Origin of the sequence: Paenibacillus odorifer (assembly GCF_000758725.1) — a bacterium.
Taxonomy (GTDB): Bacteria; Bacillota; Bacilli; order Paenibacillales; family Paenibacillaceae; genus Paenibacillus_AQ; species Paenibacillus_AQ odorifer.
In genome coordinates, this window is the sequence record NZ_CP009428.1 from 3,396,864 (window position 1) to 3,418,960 (window position 22,097).

Consider the following 22,097-nt stretch of genomic DNA (forward strand, 5'->3'; position numbering starts at 1 on the left):
CACTATGTAAAATTTATTATAGATTCATTAATAACAACTTGAGGAAGGGGCTTGGATGATGAAAGCCATTGTACATGCTGGAGAAGGTGGCCTGAAGGGCTTGAACTATAAAGAGATTATGGATAAAAGACCGGGGATTGGAGAAGTGAAGGTTAGGTTAAAGGCTGCAGGGCTGAACCACAGGGACTTGTTTATCATGGATGACAGAACAAAACAGGATACTCCTTTGATTATCGGCTCTGATGGCGCGGGGAGAATTGAAGCAATAGGTGAAGGTGTACTTGATCATAATGTTGGTGAAGATGTCATCATTAATCCGTGCATCGGATGGGAATATGCCGACAATGTTCCTAACGTTCCAGCCATTGTAGGGGGACCTTCAGAGGGTACATTCGCTGAGTCAATCATCATTCCAGCGCAAAATGCCGTCAGCAAGCCAGCTTACCTGTCATGGGAAGAAGCCGGCGTGCTGCCCTTATCAGCCTTAACAGCCTATCGGGCGCTGTTTACTAGAGGCCGCTTAAAGAAAGGTGAACACGTTCTTATACCTGGCATTGGTGGTGGGGTTGCGACATATGCCATGATGATGGCTTCAGCGGTGGGTGCACGTATCAGTGTCACTTCACGCAGTGAATCGAAAAGACTAGCTGCACTCGCTCATGGAGCTGACCATGCTTTTGACAGTCATAGCAATTGGAAGGAAAGCATGAATGGAGACACCGTTCATCTCATCCTCGACAGCATTGGGCCTGCGACGTTCCCGCATTACTTTGATATTATTAAACCCAATGGACGTATTGTCACATTTGGTGCAAGCTCAGGAGATCGAATGGAAATCCCGACGCGAGCCATATTTTTCCCGCAAATTAGTATCATAGGTAGCTCAATGGGAAGTAGTGAAGAGTTTGCGGATATGCTTCAGTTTATGGAACATCATTCGATTCGACCTATCATTGATCGAGTGTATCCTTTACAAGACACAGTTCAGGCATTTCACCGAATGCAGCAGGGAGAACAATTTGGTAATATCGCGATAAGAATAGAATGAGCTGAGTCCCTTATAACTGGAAGTCAAATGCCAAAAATATCGATTTCGGAGACAGGAAACCACTTCTTCGAAGCCACATCTTTAAAAAACACTTGAATAGTGTAGGTGCCCTTTGTATTAAAGGAATATGTATACTCGTTGGTTTTGAACCAAAAGTTTTCTTCGCTGTTCTTAATTTGTTGAGCATCAATGGTTTCTGTTTTGTCCGCAGGATCGGTGATCACAACCTTAATATCTGAAATTTCTGTTTTTAAATGATCCACCTGTAATAGAGTAGAAAATGCAAAACGTGACGGGCTTTTTACTTTACCAAAAATCTCTCCATTATTATCGAGCATAACCATGTTTATATTAGGCTTGTAGATTCGAACCGTTTTACCTGATTCATCCAAGGCGAATAGTGCAAATAAATCTTTAGACAACTGTTCAGTCGTCAAGGAAACCGAACCTTCGGACAATATTGCGGGCTGTTTTTGAAGCACATTATTCAAATATAATGATACTTCAGATGAGCCAGCTGCAGCATAAATCACGGTTCCCGGTAAAATCATGATGCAAAATCCTAAAAGAATCAGCTTCCTTATTTTTCTCAATGATTTTCCCTCCTATAGAGCTTTATGTTAATTATACCCATAAGATGGAAGATAGTTTCTTTTACACCATTAATAAAATATAAGAAGGTCAGTAGAGGGAACTACCCTTACCTGACCTTCTTGGTGTTAAATGAAAGAGTTATTTTTTCTCAGGAGCCAGGATAAGAATGTAACAAAACATTGTGGCATAAAAATAGCATTGGGACTAGATTTCATTTGACAGAGGAGATGTGTTTGGTAAAATTATACATAGGTTTTATTAATAGGAGGTTAGCAATGGATATCGCCATTGAGTTAATTGAAAGTATGTTAGTCAAATTTAGATCGGAAAAGAAATGGACGCTCCAAGCAATCGAGCAATGTACCCAAGAGGATATTACATGGTCCCCAACCGTGGAAAGTAACAGTATTGCAAATTTGGTTGCTCATATTAGCGGGGCAGTACATTCACGAATTGAAACTATCCTTTTAGATATTCCGGATACTAGAGATAGGGAGAGGGAGTTTGAAAGAGGCCTAGAAATGACAAAAGAACAAGCCATAACCATGACCAGGGATGCTTTTGATATTATCATCCAATATCTTGAACGGCTCCAATCTAACCCGGAGTTATTGATGTCACAACCCTTTCTTAATTTACCACCACTTACATATAGCCAAGTAAATAACGAGACTACCGCTCTTAATCTCATGATAGCGATGGTGAGAGAAGTCCATTATCATACAGGCCAAATCATTTATGCAGCAAAAATAAGAAAGGGTCAGCTTGTATGGCAATGACAGTTTAACTAGAGGAACGATACATACACTAACAAAGGACTGCCAAGAGGCAGTCCTTTGTTCACTCTAACTAGAATCCTCTCACACTGCTAGGGGTTACCTTTTTATGTTTTTTAAAGGTGCGGCTGAAGTAGTAGATATCGCTGAAGCCAGTAGTGGTAGCGATTTCAGAAATCGTTAGCTGGGTATGGCGGAGCAAATAATCTGCACGGTCTAAACGGACAGCATTTACATATTCCGATATCGTATGCCCAGTGAGTTCCTTAAAGAGACGGCTGAAATGGAAGCGGCTTAACCCCGCTAGCGCCGCAAGTTCGTCAACTTGAATCGGCTCCTGGTAATGGGTATCGATATAACGCAAAACAGGTGCGAAGCGTTCAACGGTCTGAATACGTCTTTCTTGCTCCGCTTGTGAGAGTACGGTGACGATATGTCTGCGCAACAACAGTGTTAGCAGGCGGTACAGCTCGGATTTGACAGCCAGCTCGTAACCAAATTCGCGACGTTCCAGTTCCCGGATAATCGCCAACGCACAGTCTGTAATGTGCTGATCCCCCCGGATATGGTTACGTAACAGCAGCTGGTTCCGCTGAATCGGGGCGATGAACTTGGTTTCAGCAGCGTCGCTTACCGCACTATGCAGCAAGGAAGTATCTGCAATAATCGCATAATACAATAAATCAGAAGAAGCGCTTACCCCATAATGCAGCTCGTTGCTGTTCACAGCAACTAAATCGCCAGCCCGGACGTTAATTGGTGTTCGTCCGCACTCAAAAACAGCCTCACCACTTTCAATAAATATAAACTCAAGATGCTCATGCCAATGATGTGGGAACAACATAACTCCTTCTTGGTTGAAGCGCTGGGTATGTACTTTAATCGGGAACTCGGGATCCGGCATGTCCATGGGTTCCTGTAGATGTTTATCATAGTCCAACATTTATAGACTGCACCTCCTATAGCACAATTGTACAAATGAAACCGCAAGGCTCTGCATGGTATTTAGGGTTGAAATCATTATAATACGAATCATAACCTATGCAAAATAAAGGAGCGAGTGTTAATGGATAAGATCAAAATTGGCGTAATAGGTACGGGCTCTATCTCCGGCATGCACTTAAGTGCTTATCGGAATAATCCGCAGACAACCATATATGCGGTATGTGATCTGAATGAAGAACGTGCACGCGAAGTAGCTACAGAATATAACGTCGAGAAGGTATATACGGATTACCGTGAATTACTGGCCAATTCCGAAATAGATGCAGTCAGCATCTGCACATGGAACAACTCCCATGCCGAGATCAGCATCGCGGCGCTTGAGGAAGGCAAGCATGTGCTTGTGGAAAAGCCGCTTTGCCGTACGGTTGAAGAAGCGCTTCAGGTACAGCAAGCAGTGGAAAAGAGCGGCAAGATTTTGCAAGTAGGCTTTGTACGACGTTATGACTCCAATGCCCAGCTCCTTCAGACATTGGTGGAACAAGGAGAATTCGGCGAAATCTACTATGCAAAGGCAACGACGTTCCGTAGACTAGGCAATCCCGGCGGCTGGTTCAGTGATATTGAACGCTCCGGCGGCGGACCGCTGATCGATATTGGCGTCCATGTGATCGATCTTTGCTGGTATTTGATGGGCCGTCCGAATCCAGTATCGGTAAGTGCCAATACCTACCGGAAGCTCGGCAATCGTTCTAATATCAAGAATCTCTCTTTCTATAAAGCCGCGGATTACGACGCAGCGAACAATACGGTGGAAGATTTAGCGAATGCACTGATACGCTTTGAGAATGGAGCTTCACTGATGGTCGATGTCAGCTTTACACTGCATGCCAAAGAAGACGAGCGTTCGGTACGCCTGTACGGTGACAAGGGTGGTTTTGAAATTGATCCTGAGATAGTCATTGTTAAAGAACAGGCGGATACGATCGTCAATACCTATCCGCAGACCGATAATAAGGGGTTTGAGTTCAACAGTGCATTCCAGAATGAAATTAATCATTTTGCGAGCAACATCAGTACCGGCTCTACACCGATTAGTCCTGTGCAAGACGGCGTTACAATCATGAAGGTACTCGGCGCGATCTATGAATCCGCAGCCAAAGGTGAAGAGGTGAAACTATGAAGTTAGGAATCAGCACTTACAGTCTGCATTCAGCTTTTTCGACGGGTGAGCTCACGCTTGAAGGAGTCATTGAGACGATCGCCGATCTGGGCGCAGAACATGCGGAGATTGTACCCTTGGGTATCAATTTGGTTGAAAATCCTGAGCTAATTGATCAGATTGCACGAACAGCAGCGGGTCGTGGACTAGAGTTATCCAATTATGCTATCGGGGCGAACTTTGCCGGGCTGGAGACAGCGGAAATGCAGCGGGAAGTCGAGCGGGTAAAGCGGGAAGTAGACGTGTGCGCGGCATTAGGCATCCAGCGGATGCGGCATGATGTAGCCTCCTCAAACGATCTATCCATCACGCATTTTTTGGAAGAGCTTCCACGTTTGGCTGAAGCCTGCCGAGAAATTGCGAATTATGCTTCAGGTTTGGGCATTACGACCAGTGTGGAGAATCATGGATACTTTATTCAGCACAGCGATCGTGTACAGGCGCTGGTTCATGCCGTAGGAAGAGACAACTTCCGTACAACACTCGACATTGGGAATTTCCTGTGCGCAGATGAGAACCCGCTAATAGCTGTACCTAACAACATCAAGCTTGCTTCGATGGTGCATTTCAAAGATTTCTATATTCGTCCGCAAGACCGCCAGCCTGGCGAAGGTTGGTTCCAATCCTCCGGTGGGAACTGGTTGAGAGGTGCCATCGTTGGTCAAGGAGACATCGACATGCCGAGTGTAATTCGAATCGTTAAAGAAAGCGGTTACGACGGATATATCTCTGTAGAATTTGAGGGAATGGAAGAGTGCCGTAAGGGAACAAGACTGGGGCTGGAATACATCAAGCGGGTTTGGAACCAAATCTAATTCATTATACTGGAGGATTATTGCCATGGTTAAACCAATTATCACTAATAAAATCGGTGTTATCGTAGACAGCTTTCAGGTTGGAGTGAAAGAGGGATTGCGTAAGGCAAAAGAAGCTGGGGCAGATGGAGTTCAGATTTATGCGGTGCAAGGCGAATTTGATCCCGCTACTCTCTCTCAGTCAGCACGCCGTGAATGGAAGGATTACATTGCTTCGCTGGGTTTAGAAATCTCTGCCCTCGTTGGAGATTTAGGCGGACATGGCTTTCAGGATCCTGCCCAGAACCGTGCCAAAATTGAAAAGTCCAAGCGCATTATGGAACTGGCTAAGGAGCTAGGTACAGATATCGTAACTACACATATCGGTATTGTTCCCTCTAACCCAGCCAGTAAAATTTATGAAACCATGCACATTGCCTGTGAGGAACTTAGCAGATATGCACATGAGATGAATTCTTATTTTGCGATTGAGACTGGGCCAGAACCCGCTGCACGTCTGAAGACTTTCCTCGACGGTCTGGGTTCCAGAGGGGTTTCCGTTAATTTTGATCCGGCCAATATGGTCATGGTGACTGGTGATGATCCGGTGCAAGGTGTTCATACTCTAAAAGATTACATTGTACACACCCATGCTAAAGATGGTCTCAAGCTTGCCGATATCGATCCGCGCGATGTTTACGGTCAATATGGTTATGAAGCACCAGCATTAGACCATGAGAAGATCGCTGAAATGGCCGAGACCGGCTCGGCATTCCGTGAAGTTCCGCTCGGAGCGGGTTCTGTTGATTGGAACAACTATCTGCAAGCGCTGAACGACATCGGTTATACAGGATTCCTGACCATAGAACGGGAGGTTGGCACTAATCCGGAGGAAGATATCCGCCAGGCTGTGAATTTTTTGAAGGGTTTTCGGGTCTGAACACGGTAGTAATAAAGATTAAATAGTTCATCCAAACAGTCCCTGTGAAAAAAGATCTTACATCCATTGGGACTGTTTGTGTTATAGAGTGTGCGGGAAAGACCTAGGACGGTAATGTTCTGAATTTGGAAAGAAGGTGTGACGATGACAGCAGAACGTTTACTCCTCCGCCGGGCGAAAGTCCTGAATGGAACGGAAATGGACATTGTCATAGCTGATGGTAACATAGTCCAGATAGTTCCCGGTGGCACCGCCGAAGAGCATGGGTTCAAGGTCGTGGAAGCCAATGGGGCGTATGTTTCTAGCGGCTGGATCGACTTACATGTACATGCGTTTGCAGAACTGAATCCGTATGGTGACGAGATCGATGAGATTGGAATCAGATGCGGCGTGACTACGCTCGTGGACGCAGGTAGCTGCGGAGCGGAGCGGATGGGTGAGCTGGCGGAGGCGGGGGAAAAGTCAGCAACGCAACTGTTAGCTTTTCTTAACATTTCAAAGATTGGCCTGATGCGAATTGACGAGTTGTCCCAACTAGAGTGGATTGATCATGAAAAGGTGCTTCAGGCGGTAGTTGCTTATCCAGAATTTATCGTAGGCTTGAAGGCCAGAATCAGCAAAAGCGTAGTGGGTGACAATGGCATTCAACCGCTTCATCATGCGCTGGAGCTCTCGGAGAAGACCGGGCTGCCGCTGATGGTACATATTGGCTCCGCTCCGCCGGATATTCGTGAGGTTCTACCGCTACTTCAACGCAACGACGTGATAACCCATTATCTAAATGGTAAAAGCAACAATTTATTCGATAAGGAGAATCGTCCGCTCCAGGTGCTAAAAGATGCTATTGAGCGAGGAGTTCACTTGGATGTGGGACACGGTACGGCTAGCTTCTCGTTCGCTGTGGCCGAGGCGGCCAAACAAAACGGTATTGATCCGGATACGATCAGCACAGACATATACAGAGGCAACCGTATGAATGGTCCCGTCTACTCCATGGCGAATCTGTTAAACAAGTTTCTCGCACTGGGATATTCCCTTGAAGAAACAATTGCGCGAGTGACGAGCAGAGCAGCCCAGTGGCTGGGACGCCCGGAACTTGGGGAGATTCGGATCAATAACAAGGCGAATCTGACCCTTTTTCGTGTGACGGATGAGAAGATTGAGCTGGTAGATTCTGAGGGGGAACGCCGGGTAGCGCAGCAAACCATTCAAGCAATAGGGGTGATCATAGGTGACAAATACATGGAATGCGAAATACGGCCTGAAAAGAGTTATTAATGCAAGCGGCCGGATGAGCATCCTCGGGGTATCGGCACCGACCGATACGGTGATGGAAGCTATGCGTCAAGGCGGACAGAGTTATGTGGAAATCGCCGATTTGGTGGATAAAGCGGGAGATTATGTTGCACGTCATACAGGTTCTGAAGCAGCGGTGATCGTGAACTCGGCTTCCAGTGGAATCGCTTTATCGGTGGCTGCGCTGGTAACCCGCGGTAATATTCGTACAAGTCTGCGGCTCCATCAGGATAGCATTTTTAGAAATGAAATTGTAATGCTAAAAGGTCATAACGTACAATACGGTGCACCAGTAGAAACCATGGTTTATCTCGGTGGCGGTAAGGTGGTGGAAGCAGGTTATGCCAATGAAGGACGGGCGGAGCATTTGGCCGCTGCGATCTCGGATCAGACTGCAGCTATTTTGTACGTCAAATCTCATCATGCCGTTCAGAAGAATATGATCTCTGTAGAGGAAGCTTGGGCTGTGGCCCAAACTCATAACGTACCGCTTATTGTAGATGCTGCAGCGGAAGAGGATCTGCAGAAATACGTGCAAATATCCGATCTGGTTATTTATAGTGGCTCCAAAGCTATAGAAGGTCCAACATCCGGACTTGTGGCGGGAAAACGTCTTTATATTGAATGGCTGAAAGTGCAGCTTCACGGCATTGGCCGCAGCATGAAGGTTGGTAAGGAAACATCCTTCGGCCTGATGCAGGCGTTGGATGAATATGCTCACAAGCAGGATACAAGCGAAAAGGAAAAAGCTACGCTCCAATTGCTGATGCCGCTCGACGGGCTTCCCGGAATTCGGGTAGCTATCGTGCAGGATGAAGCAGGCCGGGCAATTTATCGTGGACGCATCCATGTGGACCCGAATCAGTGCGGAATAACAGCACTTGAGCTATCCCAGCAGCTTCAACAAGGTGAAGTGGCTATATACACTAGAGACTATGGGGTAAGGCAAGGTTATTTTGATATTGATCCGCGTCCGCTAATGGGTGATGACATAGAAATGATTACTGCGAGGATAAGGGAATTGACAGGAGGGGCAAGCAATGTCTGAAATTAACAAGCGGTTCTATAAAGGTCGGGTGGCCTTAAACGTATTGGCTAAGGATATAGAAAATGCCAAAGAAGTGTTTACTGCCGCCGAAGGTTATGTACTGGTCGGTGTATTGTCCAAAGATTATGCAACGGTAGAGGAAGCCGTACAGGCGATGGAGGCATATGGGCGGGAAATTGACGGTGCGGTATCGATAGGACTAGGTGCGGGTGATAATCGGCAAGCTGCTGTTGTTGCAGAGATTGTCAAATCCTATGCTGGCAGCCATATTAATCAGGTGTTCCCGGCAGTTGGGGCGACCCGTGCCAACCTTGGAGCGAAAGATAGTTGGATTAACAGCATGATCGCACCAACGGGACAACCTGGTTTTGTGAATATCTCCACCGGCCCGGCCAGTGCGGCACAATCTGTACCAGCTGTAATTCCCGTAAATGCGGCGATTGCATTGGTCCGGGATATGGGCGGAAATGCTTTAAAGTATTTTCCGATGCAGGGGCTGAGCCGTAAAGCGGAGCTAATCGCTGTGGCCAAAGCCTGTGCGGAAGAGGGTTTTGCGCTGGAGCCGACCGGCGGTATCGATCTGGACAACTTTGAAGAGATCTTGTCCATTATATTGGAAGCAGGAGTGCCGCAGGTGATTCCCCATGTCTATACATCGATCATCGATCCGCAGAGCGGAAGAACGAGAGTGGCGGACATACAACAGCTGTATCGGACGATGAAAAAGCTGGCGGATCAATATGCCTAAACATATCGCCGCTTTTGGTGAAATAATGATGCGGCTACAGGTACCAGGCTTTGAACTGTTATCTCAGGGTAACCTGCTGAAGTATTCCTTTTCCGGCACCGGCGTCAATGTACTGTCTGCATTGTCCCGATACGGACATCAAGGAAGCATGGTGTCGAGGCTGCCTGCGAATCCTATTGGTGACGCAGCAACAGCCTATCTTCGGCGACTGGGTATCCAGCCGGAGCATATCCAGCGCGGGGGCTCAAGTATAGGGATGTACTTTCTTGAAAACGGATTCGGGGCTCGCCCCTCCCGAGTGACTTATTCCGGTCGCCCGGAGAGCAGCTTCAATACTGCTCCTCCGGGCACTTATCCATTCGCAGAGCTGGCAGACCTCGCGGATGCTGTTCATTTCTGTGGGATAACGCTGGCAATGAACGACGGTGTGCGAAAAGCGATGAAAACTTATGCAGAAACGGTTAAGCAGCGCGGTGGTCTAGTCGTTTTTGACTGCAATTACCGCCCATCGCTTTGGGGAGAGAGAGGCTATGAGCTGGCGCGTTTCCATTATGAAGACATGCTGCATTTGGCCGACATCGTGCTGATGAATGAAAAAGACGCAATGCTAATCCTTGGTATGAAGCCCGAGGGAACTTCAAGGGAAGAACAACTTCAGGAGCTAATTCCCGCAGTAGCTTCACGCTACAGTCTATGTACGATAGCAGGAACGCATCGGTCCATCCATGAAGATAACCGCCATTCGTTGCGCGGTTATATCTTCAAATCCGGTCGCTTCGCATATTCCGAGACCTTAAGCTTTCCGGTGCTTGATAGAGTCGGGGCTGGAGATGCATATGCCAGTGGTATAATTCACGGAGAGCTGGAAGGTTTTGATCCTCAGCATACTGTAGCCTTTGCGGCCACGGCCGGTATGCTAGCCCACACAGTAGAAGGAGATTCTCCGCTGGCCACCGAGCAAGAAGTTATTGGTGTGCTGACAGGTGCTGTAAGAGATATATTGAGATAAAGAAGAAGCTGCCTTACAGGAGAACAGGCCTGTGCGGTGGCTTTTTTTATCGCTACAGACACTGTAACTTTGCTCAGATCAAGAATCTGATCCAATGGCTACAGGCTAGATTTGGCTTATTTAGGTCTTTTTAAATAGGTGTAAAATCTCATTTTTTGCAACTTTATCCTCTAACCGGCGTCAAAGAAGAGAGAATAAGAAGGGGGAGGCTATATGAAAAAGTTAAATCTACTAGCCCTTTTAGCAGTTATTTCAATAATCTTTGTTGGATGTGTCAATACAGGGGATAAAGATAAAGCGAATCAAACGCTAATCGATCTGAGTTCTGTGGACTCCATTACAATCCATGATGATAGCGGCGGATTAATAACCATAACGGACCAAAAGCTAATAGAACGTTTCAATAAAGCTATACATACTGCTGAGTATGACAACGCGAAGCTTGATATTGCAGCACCTGAATATGAGGCTACTGTTGAATTGAAGAATAAAGAAAACGAAAAGTTCTCATTCTGGATTATGGGCAAGAATAATGGTCTTTTCACCAAATCAGGACAAAATGGGCATTACAAGTTATCTGAAACGGATAAGGCTGCTTTGCTTAACTTATTTGAATCAAATGATCAGCATGTAGAATCCGATAATCTAAAGATCGATGAGACCATCAAGCGAATCACATTAGCAAACTCTCTAGCACATGGTTCAGTGAATGCTAACATAAAGGATGAATACACAGATCATGAAACCATAGATATTTTCGTCCGAGCCATCCGTACCGCTGTACAAATACCAGGGAATTTAAATACCGCAACGCCTAACTACGATATCGTTCTAATTTCAGATAATAATAAATATGCCTTTCATTTATGGATTACCGAGACAAGCGAGCAAGGCATGTTAATGAATGTGAACGAAACGGATACAGGCTACACACTTACTAAGGAATCAACTGCTGAGTTAAAAAAGATTCTGTTCTCGGAAGCAAAATTTAATGGTTTGGAGTTTAATACAGAACGGAACTCTATTGGAGATCTGGTGGCCAAACCGATGGGCCTATCCGAAAATAACTATCTATTAAATGGTGGAGCAGTAGTTGAACTGCAAGGGATCTCTTATCATACCATTCATCTTTTCTATGGCGACCACAATGCTGTCAACGCTTTGTTAGCCCATGATCCTGCTACGGATGAGGTGAAGGTGAAATGGAGCGACGAACTCAACGATTCCAATAATCGATGGAATAACGCTTTTATGAGCAACTATAATATGCTAATCCCGCTGGATGAGGATCATCTATTATTTCTGGAATCGGATGTGACGAAAAAAGCCGGGCAATATCATTTGTCCTCATATAATGTTGTTACAGGAAAGATTGAACGACTTCGGGAAAACTTCTGGCCGCTTTCTGATGATTATGATTACATTTATAAATTTCAATGGAAAGCTGATGAGCAAAAATTGTTTATGCAGAGTTATCTCGGCAATGTATGGATCTTTGATCTGAAAACAGGAAAGGACGATGTCCATCTTCTGAAATATCGCGTAATCCCACATTCGACGACCGGGGCGCCATCCCTGTTCCTCTCACCAACTTTTAAGAGATTTGTACATGATGATGAGAGCAGCGAATTAACCTTTTACGATAATAAAGGAGTTTCGCTACGTACTGTACCGTTACCACAAGAGCAATATGTACCTTCTGAGAAAATAAAGTGGAACCCGGCGGGCACGATTGCCTGGATGGATACAGCAGAAATCAACGAAAACCGAATTCTTGACATCGATATCGATTATCTGAAAATAGCTGCACAAAAAATTAATTTTTATAATCAGGATGGTCTTTCCATCGGATCCATTAAGACTGAAGGCAATCATGAAGATACGGCTATTGAAGTTGTGGGGTGGATGGACGCTAATGTAGCCGTGATAAAATCATATACTGTAGAACTTATGCACAAGGATAATATAGGGCTTAATGTTAAGGGTGTTTCTTATTATCTCTATGATGTAAAAAAGAAGCAGAAGGGGGCAAGCTTTTCGTCCATCCCTTCCAGTGCTACCATTACTACAGATCTTCGAATGGGCGATATCGATAATACGGGGGAAATCACCGTGAGTTTTAAAGAAATCACCTATAAAAAAGAAAAATAAATAAGCCTCGGGAAGTTCACCGTAACGATCACACAAGATCATTGGGGAAGCTTTCCGAGGCTTCTTTTTATATTTAAAAGACAAATATTTAAGAATTCTCGAATTCTATATTTGTCCCGCTGTAGAACGGACGGAGGACAGCAGGTCTAGCCGGAAGCCTTGTACTAGAGTGTCACCGTTCATAAGATCGGTCTCATACGCACGATTAAAGCCTAAGCGCTGGTACAGTTTGATGGCTGAAGACATCATTTCCGAGGTGTGTAGGTTCAAGGTGGTGGCACCCAACTGTAGTGATCTCCGTGCAGCATCGCGAATCAGAAGAGTTGCAACGCCAAGACCACGAGCGGATGGAGATACGGCTAGCAGACGTAGGATAGGGGAGTGAATCCCGAGCTCCGGTTTCCCGTAAGCCGTTTCCGAGGAACTGAACAAGAGTGCGCTACCAACGATTTTCTTGTCGATTTCAGCGATGATCCGAACGAGCGGGGTATCACCATGAACGGAATCAAGAAGCGATTTCCGATACTCCAGCCACAACGGCTCAGGCATGATCTCCGAATATTGGTGGTATGCATCTAACAGCAAATCGGCGATAGCATTACGATCTTTATTCTCAGCTTCACGGATAATGATCTTTTGTGACATGTTTTCGCTATCCCCTTTCAAACAAATGTAATGTTCATTCGAATGAGATTATTATATATGATAATTCCCAGTGGAATAAGAGGGGTTTCATAATTCTGATATAGGAATAGAAAAGTTCTATACGAAATAAACATAACGTTTGATCCGAAATCCGATTGATTTACACGGAATTAATTGTTGACAAAAAATAGGGCGATGACTAAGATATAAACAAAATCTATAGGGAAGCATCGCTATAATTCATTGTTTTTACATCGGAATAGTTAATTTAATAAAAGCATAGGGGGATTAGGGATGAACATTGAAAATATTGAGGCTTTTGTCTACATCAACCATTATGGAAGCTTCAATAAAGCGGCCGAAGTTCTATATATCTCACAGCCGACAGTAACGGCCCGGATTCAATCGCTAGAGAGGGAACTGGATTGCAAAGTGTTTGATCGGTTGGGCAAGCAGATTAACCTAACGGATAAAGGTAAACAGTTTCTTCCCTATGCCCAGCAGATTCTCCAGATCTATCAGAACGGTAAATATCAGGTTCAGGCTAAGGGACACATTCCAAATGAACTGAGAATCGGCAGTACGGTCTCGGTTTCCAATTATTTAATGCCCCATCTGATGCTCCATTTAAAGCGCAGATATCCTCATATCACAATCAAGCTGATGACAGCTTCTACGGAAGTATTGACTGAAAAGTTGAAATCGAAGGAGCTTGATTTGGCTTTTATCCGTAAGATCGTAAATCCGGCAATTCAAACCTTTCCTTTCTGCGAGGACCCCATCTCACTGTATGTACATGAGGGACATCGCTTTGCTAGAGCACAGCGGGCTTCACTGGAGGATATCCGCCAGGAGACGTTGGTTTTTTTTGAATGTGGCTCTTTAGATTGGATGCGGCTGCATCGTGTATTTGAGAGCATGGAACAGCCACCGAAGATTGAATATCAGGTAGATAACCTGGAGACAGCCAAAAAGCTGGTATTGAAAAAAGCAGGCATCTGTTTCCTTCCCGCCCTCAGTGTGCAAGAGGAAGTGGCGACGGGGTCGCTGATCCGGGTGGATATTGCGGAGACGGAAGGCATCTCCTTACGAACCAGCTTGATTTCGCTAAATGGAGAGAACGCAGAATTCATCGAAACCTTGCTTGAACTGGGGATTGGTAAAGTCGGAGATCGACTAATTGTATAGATGTATTAAAAAACTCTATTAGCGCATGGACACATGCAGTGATAAAGTTAATTGCATATAATCACGACTAATTCGATAGGGATTATAAAATTAATTTTCGAAAGGCTGGAGGGCATGTGATGAGTGAGGTATACAGGCTGGCAGAACTGAAGGATGCGGAGCAATTGCTGGATGTTACATATCGTGCTTATCAGCTGATTCGTGAACTTGGGCTGCATTGGCCGGCGGCCACAGCCGACTTGGCGCTTATTGAAGACAATATAGCTACGAATGAGTGTTATGTGCTTGAAGTTGACGGAACGATAGTTGCGACCATAACCCTTTCAAAGGAAGAAGAGATTAAGAAGATTAGCCCACTGCCTTTTATTAAATGGTTTGCTGCTCATCCAGATTACAGTAACAGAGGTTATGGTGGAAAACTTTTGGATTGGGTGGAAGAGAACATTATTGCTGGACAGTTAGGTTCGGCTGCAGTCACGCTGGCAACGGCGAAGAAACATCCGTGGTTGGTTCAAATGTATGAACGCCGGGGGTACGAACGGTTTTTAGAACTGGATCAGCAGAACGGTGACGGCATTATGTATCTGCTGAAAAAAACACTTACAGACAAACCACAGTTCATTCAAAGGGGATAAAACAATGAAAAAGTCCATTTCACTAGTATTTGCATCGATATTGACACTGGCGATTGCCGGCTGCGGAAACAACAGTAACAGTGCTAGCAGCAATCAGAATGGAAATACAGCAGAAGCTGCGGCACCGGCAAAGGATTCGGCTAAGGTAACTAAGATCATTGTGGGCACGGGTACTGCTTTTCCGAAAGTCTGCTTCATAGATGAGAACGGCAAACTCACCGGATTTGATGTGGAACTGCTCAAAGAAATCGATAAGCAGCTTCCAGAATATGAATTCGAATTTCAAACCATGGATTTCAGCAATCTGCTGCTGAGCCTGGAAACCAAAAAAATCGATTTGGTCGCCCATGTCATGGAGAAAAATCCGGAACGGGAGCTGAAATACTCTTTTAACAAAGAAGCCTATGCCCACTGGAGAAACCGCATTGTAGTGGCAAAGGATAATAATTCAATCCAATCGCTTGATGATCTCAAAGGGAAAAAGGTGCTTGTAGGTGCAACGAGTGCACAAGCACAAATACTCGAGAACTACAATAAAGAGAATGACAATGCGATTGATATCGTGTATCAGAATGGTGCAGCGAATGATACCGTCGCACAGATTAGTACTGGTCGTGTGGACGCAACGCTGGCTGCAGATTTTGTCCTACCGATCATTGATCCGCAGAATCAGCTAAAAGCAACGGGCGACGAGCTGTCCTCCGCGGACATTCTCTATGTTTTCCGTAAGGATGATGCCGATTCACAAAAGCTGTCAGATGCGATTGACAGTGCGATTAAAGAGCTGAAGACAGACGGCACACTAGGCAAGCTTAGTACGGAATGGTTGGGTGCGGATGTTACAGCGGATTCGGTTAAATGATTGAGCCGGTGAGCACGGGAAGGGAGGGAATATATGGGCGCACAGTTTGATATCAGCTTTGTATTTTCGTTTTTGCCTAAGTTACTAGAGACTTTAAGCACCACGCTTCTGATTGTCGCCTGTTCTCTACTGACAGGAATTCTTGTCGGCTTTCTCGTAGCTCTGCCAAGACTTTATAAAGTGCCTGTGTTAAAAACCATCTCCGAAATCTATATTTCTTTTTTTCGGGGAACTCCGATTCTTATCCAGCTCTTCTTGTTTTATTATGGTCTGCCCGAAATTATGAAGCTGGTTCATGTCGATATGACCCGGACTCCCGTGCTTGTTTTTGTGATACTTACTTACGGGCTGCATACGGGGGCATACATGTCCGAAATGATCCGGGCTTCTGTAATGGCGGTGGATAAGGGGCAGGTAGAGGCTGCTTATGCTACAGGAATGACGGGGGTTCAAGCCTTTACGCGAATCGTGCTGCCGCAGGCGCTCGGAATCGCAGTTCCGGTATTCTCCAATCTGGTGATTGCTCTACTGAAAGATACGTCATTGGCCTTTACTCTTGGGGTGATGGAAATGTCAGGTAAAGCACAGACGCTAGGCAGCTTAACTCAGCATTTTATTGAAACGTATATCGCGCTTGCGCTAATCTATCTGGTCATCAGCTTTACAATCGAGAAACTGCTGCTTATAGCAGAACGCCGGCTGCTGCGGCATGAGAAACGGAATACACCGGAGAAAAAATCGTTCAAAATCAACAAAAGCTGGTCCTACCGCCGCATCATTGCTGAACTTGGACCGGGTAAAGGAGGTAGCGGATTATGAAGCTGGACCCATCTTTTATCTGGACTGCTCTGGTGCAAATTTTAAGTGCAATTCCTGTGACCTTATCTATTACTGTTGTCTCAGTACTCATTGGATTTGTGATTGGTGTGGCTGTAGCGTTGATCCGGATATACAGAATTCCGCTGCTGTATCCGCTGGCTGTCGGTTATGTTACGTTCATCCGCGGGACACCGATGCTGACACATCTTTTGCTCATCTATTTTGGGCTTCCCGTATTAATCGATGGTCTGGCGGTACAGTTCGGCTGGAGCTTCAGGTCGGTATCGATTCCCATGATCGGTTTTGCCTATATTTCGTTCTCGATTACAGCGGGAGCCTATATGTCCGAAGTCGTCCGTTCAGGTCTGCTTGCGGTGGATCGCGGTCAGCTGGAAGCGGCCCATTCTATCGGCATGACCACGCCCCAGGCACTGCGGCGGATTGTTTTTCCTCAGGCGCTGGCGGCGAGTCTGCCCAATCTGTCAAATTCGGTAATTGGTATGCTGCATGGATCTACCCTTGCTTTTACCGTTTCGGTGGTGGATATCAATGCTAAGGCGCAAATTGTTGCTTCAACGAACTGGAAGTTTTTTGAGGCTTATCTGGCGGCAGCACTGATTTTCTGGGGACTTACGTTCCTGATCGAACGCGTGACGTCGCTGATTGAAAAAAGAATTAATCTGTACAATCGAGGTGGAGTAGCATGATCAAGCTTGCGCAAATTTCGAAGTCATTCGGTCGGAATCAGGTGCTCAACAATATAGATTTAACGGTGACGAAGGGCGAGGTTGTCGTCATTCTCGGTCCCAGCGGCTCAGGCAAAACGACACTTTTACGCTGTGTGAATTATCTGGAGAAGCCAAGCAGCGGAGAGATCGCCATCGGCGATTTCAAAGTGAACTGCAAGCACGCCCGTAAAAAGGAGATTCATCTGCTCCGGCAAAAAACGGCAATGGTGTTCCAGCAGTACAATTTATTCCGCCATAAAACCGCGCTGGAGAACGTGATGGAGGGACTGTTGATTGTCAAAAAGCTTCCGAAGGAAGAAGCGAAAAAGCGGAGTATTGCTCTACTTGAAAAGGTTGGTCTTGGCAGCAAGCTGGACGCCTATCCAAGTCAGCTGTCCGGAGGCCAGCAGCAGCGGGTTGGCATTGCCCGTGCCTTGGCACTCGAGCCGGAGGTTATATTGTTCGACGAACCCACATCGGCGTTGGACCCAGAGTTAGTGGGTGAGGTGCTGGCCGTCATCCGTAAAATTGCCAAGGAAGGCATCACAATGATTGTGGTGACTCATGAAATGGGCTTTGCTCGTGATGTGGCGAATCATGTGGTTTTTATGGACGGAGGCGTCATTGTTGAAGAAGGGACTCCGGCAGAGCTGTTTAACCATCCGCGCGAAGAAAGAACGAGGCAGTTCCTGAAGCGGATCACACCTGAATTTAACTATTCCATATAGGAGGAAAAACAATGGCTATTACAATCAGCGTACTTGATCAAAGTCCGATCTATCCGGGAGAAACGCCGGAGGAAGCATTCCAGCATACAGTCAAGCTGGCACAACTGTCCGAAGAGCTTGGATTCCACCGGTTCTGGGTTTCAGAGCATCATGACTCCGAGCAGGTAGCCGGCTCTTCCCCGGAAGTACTTATCTCACATCTTCTGGCTAAAACAGAGCGAATCCGCATTGGCTCCGGTGGCATCATGCTCCAGCATTACAGCCCGTATAAGGTAGCGGAGAACTTCAATGTGCTGTCTACACTGGCTCCTGGACGAGTGGATCTCGGTGTGGGACGTGCTCCCGGTGGACTCCCGCGCAGCACACAGGCACTGCAGCAGGGAAAAGCTGAAACCCCAGACCTGACGGGCAAAATCATCGAGCTGGAAAAGTATGTACATAACCGCCTCGAAGAAAACCATCCGCTGGCAGGGTTGAAGGCAGGTCCCCTTCCTGGTATTCCTCCCGAGTTGTATGTCCTTGGTGCGAGTGTAAGCAGCGCGGAAATTGCCGCTGAACTGGGGTTACCGTACGTATTCTCCCTGTTTATTAACAGCGATAAGGCGGTAGCGCTGGATGCCATTCGTGCTTACCGCAGCGGTTTTGCTTCTTCACAGGGCAGACAACCGCAAGCGATTATCGCTTTATCGTTAGTGGTGGCTGAGACTGAGGAGGGAGCGAAAGAACTGGCAGGTGCGCATAAGCTGATCCGGATTCAACTGGCGAGCGGGAAGAAGCTGACAGTAGGGACCTTGGAACAGGCGGGAGAATTTGCCCGCCAGAGCAATGAAGCCTACACGATTGAAGAGCTGGAACCGGAGATTACCAAAGGAACTAAATCATCTGTCCGTGAACAGTTGTTGGAACTTTCAGAGGCATCCGGTGTCGAGGAGTTCATCATAACGACGAATGTACAGCCCTTTGACAAACGGCTCCGATCCTTTGAGCTATTGAGCGAAGCAATCGCTGAAGTGGCGGCAGAGGCATAAAGCGGGCGGGCTCGGTATCACACAGGAAATCGTGTAAAGGAGGGTGACTGTATATGACAAGTAAAGCTAAAGAGTTAAGTGCGGAAGCGCTTGAAGAAGAATTAATCGGGATACGCCGTCATCTGCACCGGCACCCGGAACTGTCCAATGAAGAATATGGCACAACAGAATATATCATTTCCCTGCTGGAGCGGGCAGGAGTCAGGATCGTAGAATACGGTCTGTCTACCGGCGTGATCGCAGAGATTGGCGGCAAAAAGCCTGGTTTGGTCATCGCACTGCGCGCAGATATTGATGCCTTGCCAATCCAGGAGGAAAGCGGAGTATCCTTTGCTTCATTATATCCCGGCAAAATGCATGCCTGCGGGCATGATTTCCATACGGCTGCCTTGATTGGTGCCGCCTTTCAATTGAAACAGCGAGAGCAGCAATTACAGGGAACGGTGCGCCTGTTATTCCAACCAGCGGAGGAGAAGGCGCAGGGTGCACAGCGAATCATTGCTAGCGGGGCACTAGAAGACGTCCGGGCAGTGATCGGGCTGCATAACAAGCCAGACCTGCCAGTCGGAACCATCGGTATTAAGGGTGGTCCTTTAATGGCAGCAGCTGACGGGTTTGTGATTGAAGTGCAGGGTGGCAGTTCTCATGCTGCCGTTCCGGAAGCTGGCATAGACCCGATTGTAGCGGCTTCGCATATTGTGACGGCATTCCAGTCCATTGTAAGTCGCAATGTCAGTCCACTGCAGAGTGCGGTGGTCAGTGTGACGCAGATTCACAGCGGCAATTCATGGAACATTATCCCCGAAAAAGCCGTGCTTGAAGGGACGATCCGCACCTTTGATGAAACGGTGCGCAGCAAAGTGCTGAACCGGTTTCAGGAAGTGGCGGTCGGTGTAGCAGCGGCTCTTGGAGCAGAAGCTACCGTTCGCTGGATAGAAGGGCCACCTCCGGTTATCAACGACCCCTCCCTAGCAGCGCTTGGAGTTGAATCGGTCGAAGCTCTTGGTTACCGAGAGATTCAGCCAGAGCTTTCTCTGGCTGGAGAGGATTTCGCCTTCTATCAGCGCGTGGTACCCGGACTGTTCGTTTTTGTTGGTACTGAAGGAAGCCAGGAATGGCATCATCCGGCCTTCAATCTGGATGAACGTGCACTCCCTGTGGCAGCACGTTTCCTTGCGGATGTAGCTGTTCGTTCCCTAGTGCAGTACAGTCCCGATGGAGGTGCAGAATTATAGCTGAATATAACAGTTACGATGTAATTATCGTCGGCGCAGGCTCGATGGGCATGAGCGCCGGTTACTATCTTGCGAGGCGCGGAGTGAAGACGCTGCTAATTGATGCCTTTGATCCTCCACATACACAGGGAAGCCATCACGGGGAAACCCGGCTGATCCGGCACGCTTACAGTGGTGATCCCGCTTACATTGATTTGGCTCTGCGGGCAGATCGTTTATGGAAAGAAGCCGAGCAGTTGAGCGGAATAGAACTGCTTGTCCGCTCGGGCGTATTGAATCTAGCAGATAGTGCAGTGTATTCCTTCAGCGGTCGTCTCGCGGAAGCGAAGAAACGGAAGGTGCAGGTTCAGCATCTGGATGCCGGAGAGGTCCGGCGGCGCTGGCCGGGATTGAACATTCCAGAAACATTCGCAGCAATGTATGAACCAGATGCCGGGTATTTGTACAGCGAGCGCTGTATCTCCGCCTACCGCCAGCTTGCCCTTGGACAGGGTGCGGAGCTGTTGACGAACACTTCGGTAGTAAACATCACCGCCCGCGAAGGCAGTGTGACAGTTCATACAACAAACGGCGATTATCACGGAGCGTCAGCTATCCTTAGTGCCGGAGCCTGGTTTGGTGCGTTGGCGCCTTTTGTGCATTTGCCAATCAAGGCGATCCGCAAAGTTGTGGGCTGGTTTGAGAGCTCACCTGCTTTTGCAGCCGGTAACTTCCCTGGCTTCACGCTAGGGGCTGAGGAAGGTGGCTATTATGGCTTTCCCAGCATTGATGGAACCGGTCTGAAGATCGGCCGGCACGATACGGGGCTGGAATGGAAACCAGGAACACTACTTGCTCCCTTTGGCAGTGAAGTCAGCGATGAGCAAGACCTTCGTAGAGTACTGGAGTCTTATATGCCGGGTGCAGCTGGCCGATTACTTAAAGGTTCTGTATGCAAATATGAGCATACGCCTGATGAAGATTTCATTATTGACCGCCATCCGCTCCACTCCAATGTGCTGGTAGCCGGAGGGTTCTCAGGGCATGGTTTTAAATTTTCTAGTGTTGTAGGTGAAATACTTGCTGATATGGCGACAAGTGGAGCTACCAACCACAACATCCAACCTTTTTCGTTATCACGTTTTGCACCTGATCATTCGCAAGCAGGCTTTATATTGGAGGGGATTTAATGAGCAAAGTTCAAATCAGTAATTTTTTAAGTACTTACAACCAGCTGGTGCATGCAACTGCAGGGTTAACAGAGGAACAGCTGAAATGGAAGGCGGAACCAACAAGTTGGAGTGTCACTGAGGTGCTGGCTCATCTAGCTGATCACAGCATTGTGGTTTCGTTCCGCATCCGTGATATTCTCGCTGCTACAACTGCGCAGCTGCCAGTCTTCAATCAGGACGCTTGGGTCAGCGGCCAGTACGCCAACAGTGGTTATGCTTCCGATAGCCTGGAGTTGTTCCGCAGCCTGCTTTATTATAACAGTCTATTGTTTGAACGGCTCAGCGCAGAGGATTGGGAGAAAAGCGGGATTAACTTCAAGGGGGAGATCGTGAAAATTTCCGATATCGTCCATAGCTTCACCGCACATGTGGAAAGGCATCTTGGCCAGATCGAGCGAATCAAGCAGGGCGCTGCCAATGCATCGTTCGTGCAATGAATACTTTCAAAGT

Annotated in this window: 23 protein-coding genes; 20 read left to right on the forward strand and 3 right to left on the reverse strand. The window is 46.9% G+C overall.

Going from position 1 to position 22,097, the window contains the following annotated elements:
• Positions 1 to 58 precede the first annotated feature (58 nt).
• Positions 59 to 1,048 carry a quinone oxidoreductase family protein gene (locus PODO_RS14770; protein WP_038574485.1) on the forward strand — a complete coding sequence of 330 codons (990 nt, stop codon included), beginning with the start codon at positions 59 to 61 and terminating at the stop codon, positions 1,046 to 1,048.
• Between the two features lie 23 nt (positions 1,049 to 1,071).
• Here the strand turns inward: PODO_RS14770 and PODO_RS14775 are convergent, their stop codons facing one another.
• Positions 1,072 to 1,641 carry a hypothetical protein gene (locus PODO_RS14775; protein ID WP_038571107.1) on the reverse strand — a complete coding sequence of 190 codons (570 nt, stop codon included), beginning with the start codon at positions 1,639 to 1,641 and terminating at the stop codon, positions 1,072 to 1,074.
• Between the two features lie 276 nt (positions 1,642 to 1,917).
• Between PODO_RS14775 and PODO_RS14780 the strand changes: the two genes are divergently transcribed.
• The gene (locus PODO_RS14780) at positions 1,918 to 2,421 is read left to right on the forward strand and encodes a DUF1572 family protein (protein WP_036677310.1); all 504 of its coding nucleotides are present in this window, start codon (positions 1,918 to 1,920) and stop codon (positions 2,419 to 2,421) included.
• 70 nt (positions 2,422 to 2,491) lie between these two features.
• Here PODO_RS14780 and PODO_RS14785 read toward each other — a convergent pair whose 3' ends face one another.
• Positions 2,492 to 3,361: a helix-turn-helix domain-containing protein gene (locus tag PODO_RS14785; protein ID WP_038571109.1), complete on the reverse strand. Its 870-nt coding sequence runs from the start codon at positions 3,359 to 3,361 to the stop codon at positions 2,492 to 2,494.
• Positions 3,362 to 3,484: 123 nt separating this feature from the next.
• On the opposite strand from PODO_RS14785, the gene PODO_RS14790 reads away from it, so the two are divergent.
• From PODO_RS14790 to PODO_RS14825, 8 genes are all read left to right on the forward strand, one after another.
• Complete coding sequence (locus PODO_RS14790; protein WP_038571112.1) at positions 3,485 to 4,543, forward strand: Gfo/Idh/MocA family protein; 1,059 nt, start codon at positions 3,485 to 3,487, stop codon at positions 4,541 to 4,543.
• The gene (locus PODO_RS14795; RefSeq protein ID WP_038571114.1) at positions 4,540 to 5,397 is read left to right on the forward strand and encodes a sugar phosphate isomerase/epimerase family protein; all 858 of its coding nucleotides are present in this window, start codon (positions 4,540 to 4,542) and stop codon (positions 5,395 to 5,397) included. The genes PODO_RS14790 and PODO_RS14795 overlap by 4 nt, the downstream gene beginning before the upstream one ends.
• A gap of 25 nt (positions 5,398 to 5,422) precedes the next feature.
• On the forward strand, positions 5,423 to 6,316 hold the full coding sequence (locus PODO_RS14800; RefSeq protein ID WP_036677301.1) for a sugar phosphate isomerase/epimerase family protein: 894 nt from the start codon (positions 5,423 to 5,425) through the stop codon (positions 6,314 to 6,316).
• A 144-nt stretch (positions 6,317 to 6,460) separates the two neighbouring features.
• The gene (locus PODO_RS14805) at positions 6,461 to 7,594 is read left to right on the forward strand and encodes an amidohydrolase/deacetylase family metallohydrolase (protein ID WP_038571116.1); all 1,134 of its coding nucleotides are present in this window, start codon (positions 6,461 to 6,463) and stop codon (positions 7,592 to 7,594) included.
• Between the two features lie 13 nt (positions 7,595 to 7,607).
• Positions 7,608 to 8,660 carry a DgaE family pyridoxal phosphate-dependent ammonia lyase gene (locus PODO_RS14810; RefSeq protein ID WP_051490980.1) on the forward strand — a complete coding sequence of 351 codons (1,053 nt, stop codon included), beginning with the start codon at positions 7,608 to 7,610 and terminating at the stop codon, positions 8,658 to 8,660.
• Positions 8,653 to 9,408, forward strand: coding sequence for a 2-dehydro-3-deoxy-phosphogluconate aldolase (gene dagF / locus PODO_RS14815; protein ID WP_038571118.1), 756 nt, complete (start codon positions 8,653 to 8,655; stop codon positions 9,406 to 9,408). The genes PODO_RS14810 and dagF overlap by 8 nt, the downstream gene beginning before the upstream one ends.
• Positions 9,401 to 10,417 (forward strand): sugar kinase, encoded by a 1,017-nt coding sequence (locus PODO_RS14820; protein WP_038571120.1) that lies wholly within the window; start codon positions 9,401 to 9,403, stop codon positions 10,415 to 10,417. The genes dagF and PODO_RS14820 overlap by 8 nt, the downstream gene beginning before the upstream one ends.
• Before the next feature lie 213 nt (positions 10,418 to 10,630).
• On the forward strand, positions 10,631 to 12,568 hold the full coding sequence (locus PODO_RS14825; RefSeq protein WP_038571122.1) for a YhfM domain-containing protein: 1,938 nt from the start codon (positions 10,631 to 10,633) through the stop codon (positions 12,566 to 12,568).
• 105 nt (positions 12,569 to 12,673) lie between these two features.
• On the opposite strand, the gene PODO_RS14830 is transcribed toward PODO_RS14825, so the two are convergent.
• Positions 12,674 to 13,213: a GNAT family N-acetyltransferase gene (locus tag PODO_RS14830; RefSeq protein ID WP_036677290.1), complete on the reverse strand. Its 540-nt coding sequence runs from the start codon at positions 13,211 to 13,213 to the stop codon at positions 12,674 to 12,676.
• Between the two features lie 294 nt (positions 13,214 to 13,507).
• Between PODO_RS14830 and PODO_RS14835 the strand changes: the two genes are divergently transcribed.
• The 10 genes from PODO_RS14835 to PODO_RS14880 all read left to right on the forward strand — a co-directional run bounded on the left by PODO_RS14835 (position 13,508) and on the right by PODO_RS14880 (position 22,084).
• Entirely contained in the window at positions 13,508 to 14,401 is an 894-nt protein-coding gene (locus PODO_RS14835; RefSeq protein WP_038571124.1) for a LysR family transcriptional regulator, read from the forward strand.
• A 119-nt stretch (positions 14,402 to 14,520) separates the two neighbouring features.
• Positions 14,521 to 15,036, forward strand: a complete 516-nt coding sequence (locus PODO_RS14840; RefSeq protein WP_036677287.1) for a GNAT family N-acetyltransferase — start codon at positions 14,521 to 14,523, stop codon at positions 15,034 to 15,036.
• Between the two features lie 4 nt (positions 15,037 to 15,040).
• The gene (locus PODO_RS14845) at positions 15,041 to 15,898 is read left to right on the forward strand and encodes a transporter substrate-binding domain-containing protein (RefSeq protein WP_038571128.1); all 858 of its coding nucleotides are present in this window, start codon (positions 15,041 to 15,043) and stop codon (positions 15,896 to 15,898) included.
• A gap of 33 nt (positions 15,899 to 15,931) precedes the next feature.
• Entirely contained in the window at positions 15,932 to 16,717 is a 786-nt protein-coding gene (locus tag PODO_RS14850) for an amino acid ABC transporter permease (RefSeq protein ID WP_038571132.1), read from the forward strand.
• A complete protein-coding gene (locus PODO_RS14855; RefSeq protein ID WP_036677282.1) occupies positions 16,714 to 17,424 on the forward strand; it encodes an amino acid ABC transporter permease in 711 nt (236 codons plus the stop codon). Before PODO_RS14850 ends, PODO_RS14855 begins: the two co-directional genes overlap by 4 nt.
• On the forward strand, positions 17,421 to 18,173 hold the full coding sequence (locus tag PODO_RS14860; RefSeq protein ID WP_036677280.1) for an amino acid ABC transporter ATP-binding protein: 753 nt from the start codon (positions 17,421 to 17,423) through the stop codon (positions 18,171 to 18,173). Before PODO_RS14855 ends, PODO_RS14860 begins: the two co-directional genes overlap by 4 nt.
• 11 nt (positions 18,174 to 18,184) lie before the next feature.
• Entirely contained in the window at positions 18,185 to 19,201 is a 1,017-nt protein-coding gene (locus PODO_RS14865) for an LLM class flavin-dependent oxidoreductase (RefSeq protein ID WP_036677277.1), read from the forward strand.
• A 53-nt stretch (positions 19,202 to 19,254) separates the two neighbouring features.
• The gene (locus PODO_RS14870; RefSeq protein ID WP_036677275.1) at positions 19,255 to 20,436 is read left to right on the forward strand and encodes an amidohydrolase; all 1,182 of its coding nucleotides are present in this window, start codon (positions 19,255 to 19,257) and stop codon (positions 20,434 to 20,436) included.
• Entirely contained in the window at positions 20,433 to 21,605 is a 1,173-nt protein-coding gene (gene solA, locus PODO_RS14875) for an N-methyl-L-tryptophan oxidase (protein WP_038571138.1), read from the forward strand. Before PODO_RS14870 ends, solA begins: the two co-directional genes overlap by 4 nt.
• Positions 21,605 to 22,084: a DinB family protein gene (locus tag PODO_RS14880; RefSeq protein WP_036677271.1), complete on the forward strand. Its 480-nt coding sequence runs from the start codon at positions 21,605 to 21,607 to the stop codon at positions 22,082 to 22,084. The genes solA and PODO_RS14880 overlap by 1 nt, the downstream gene beginning before the upstream one ends.
• Positions 22,085 to 22,097 lie beyond the last annotated feature (13 nt).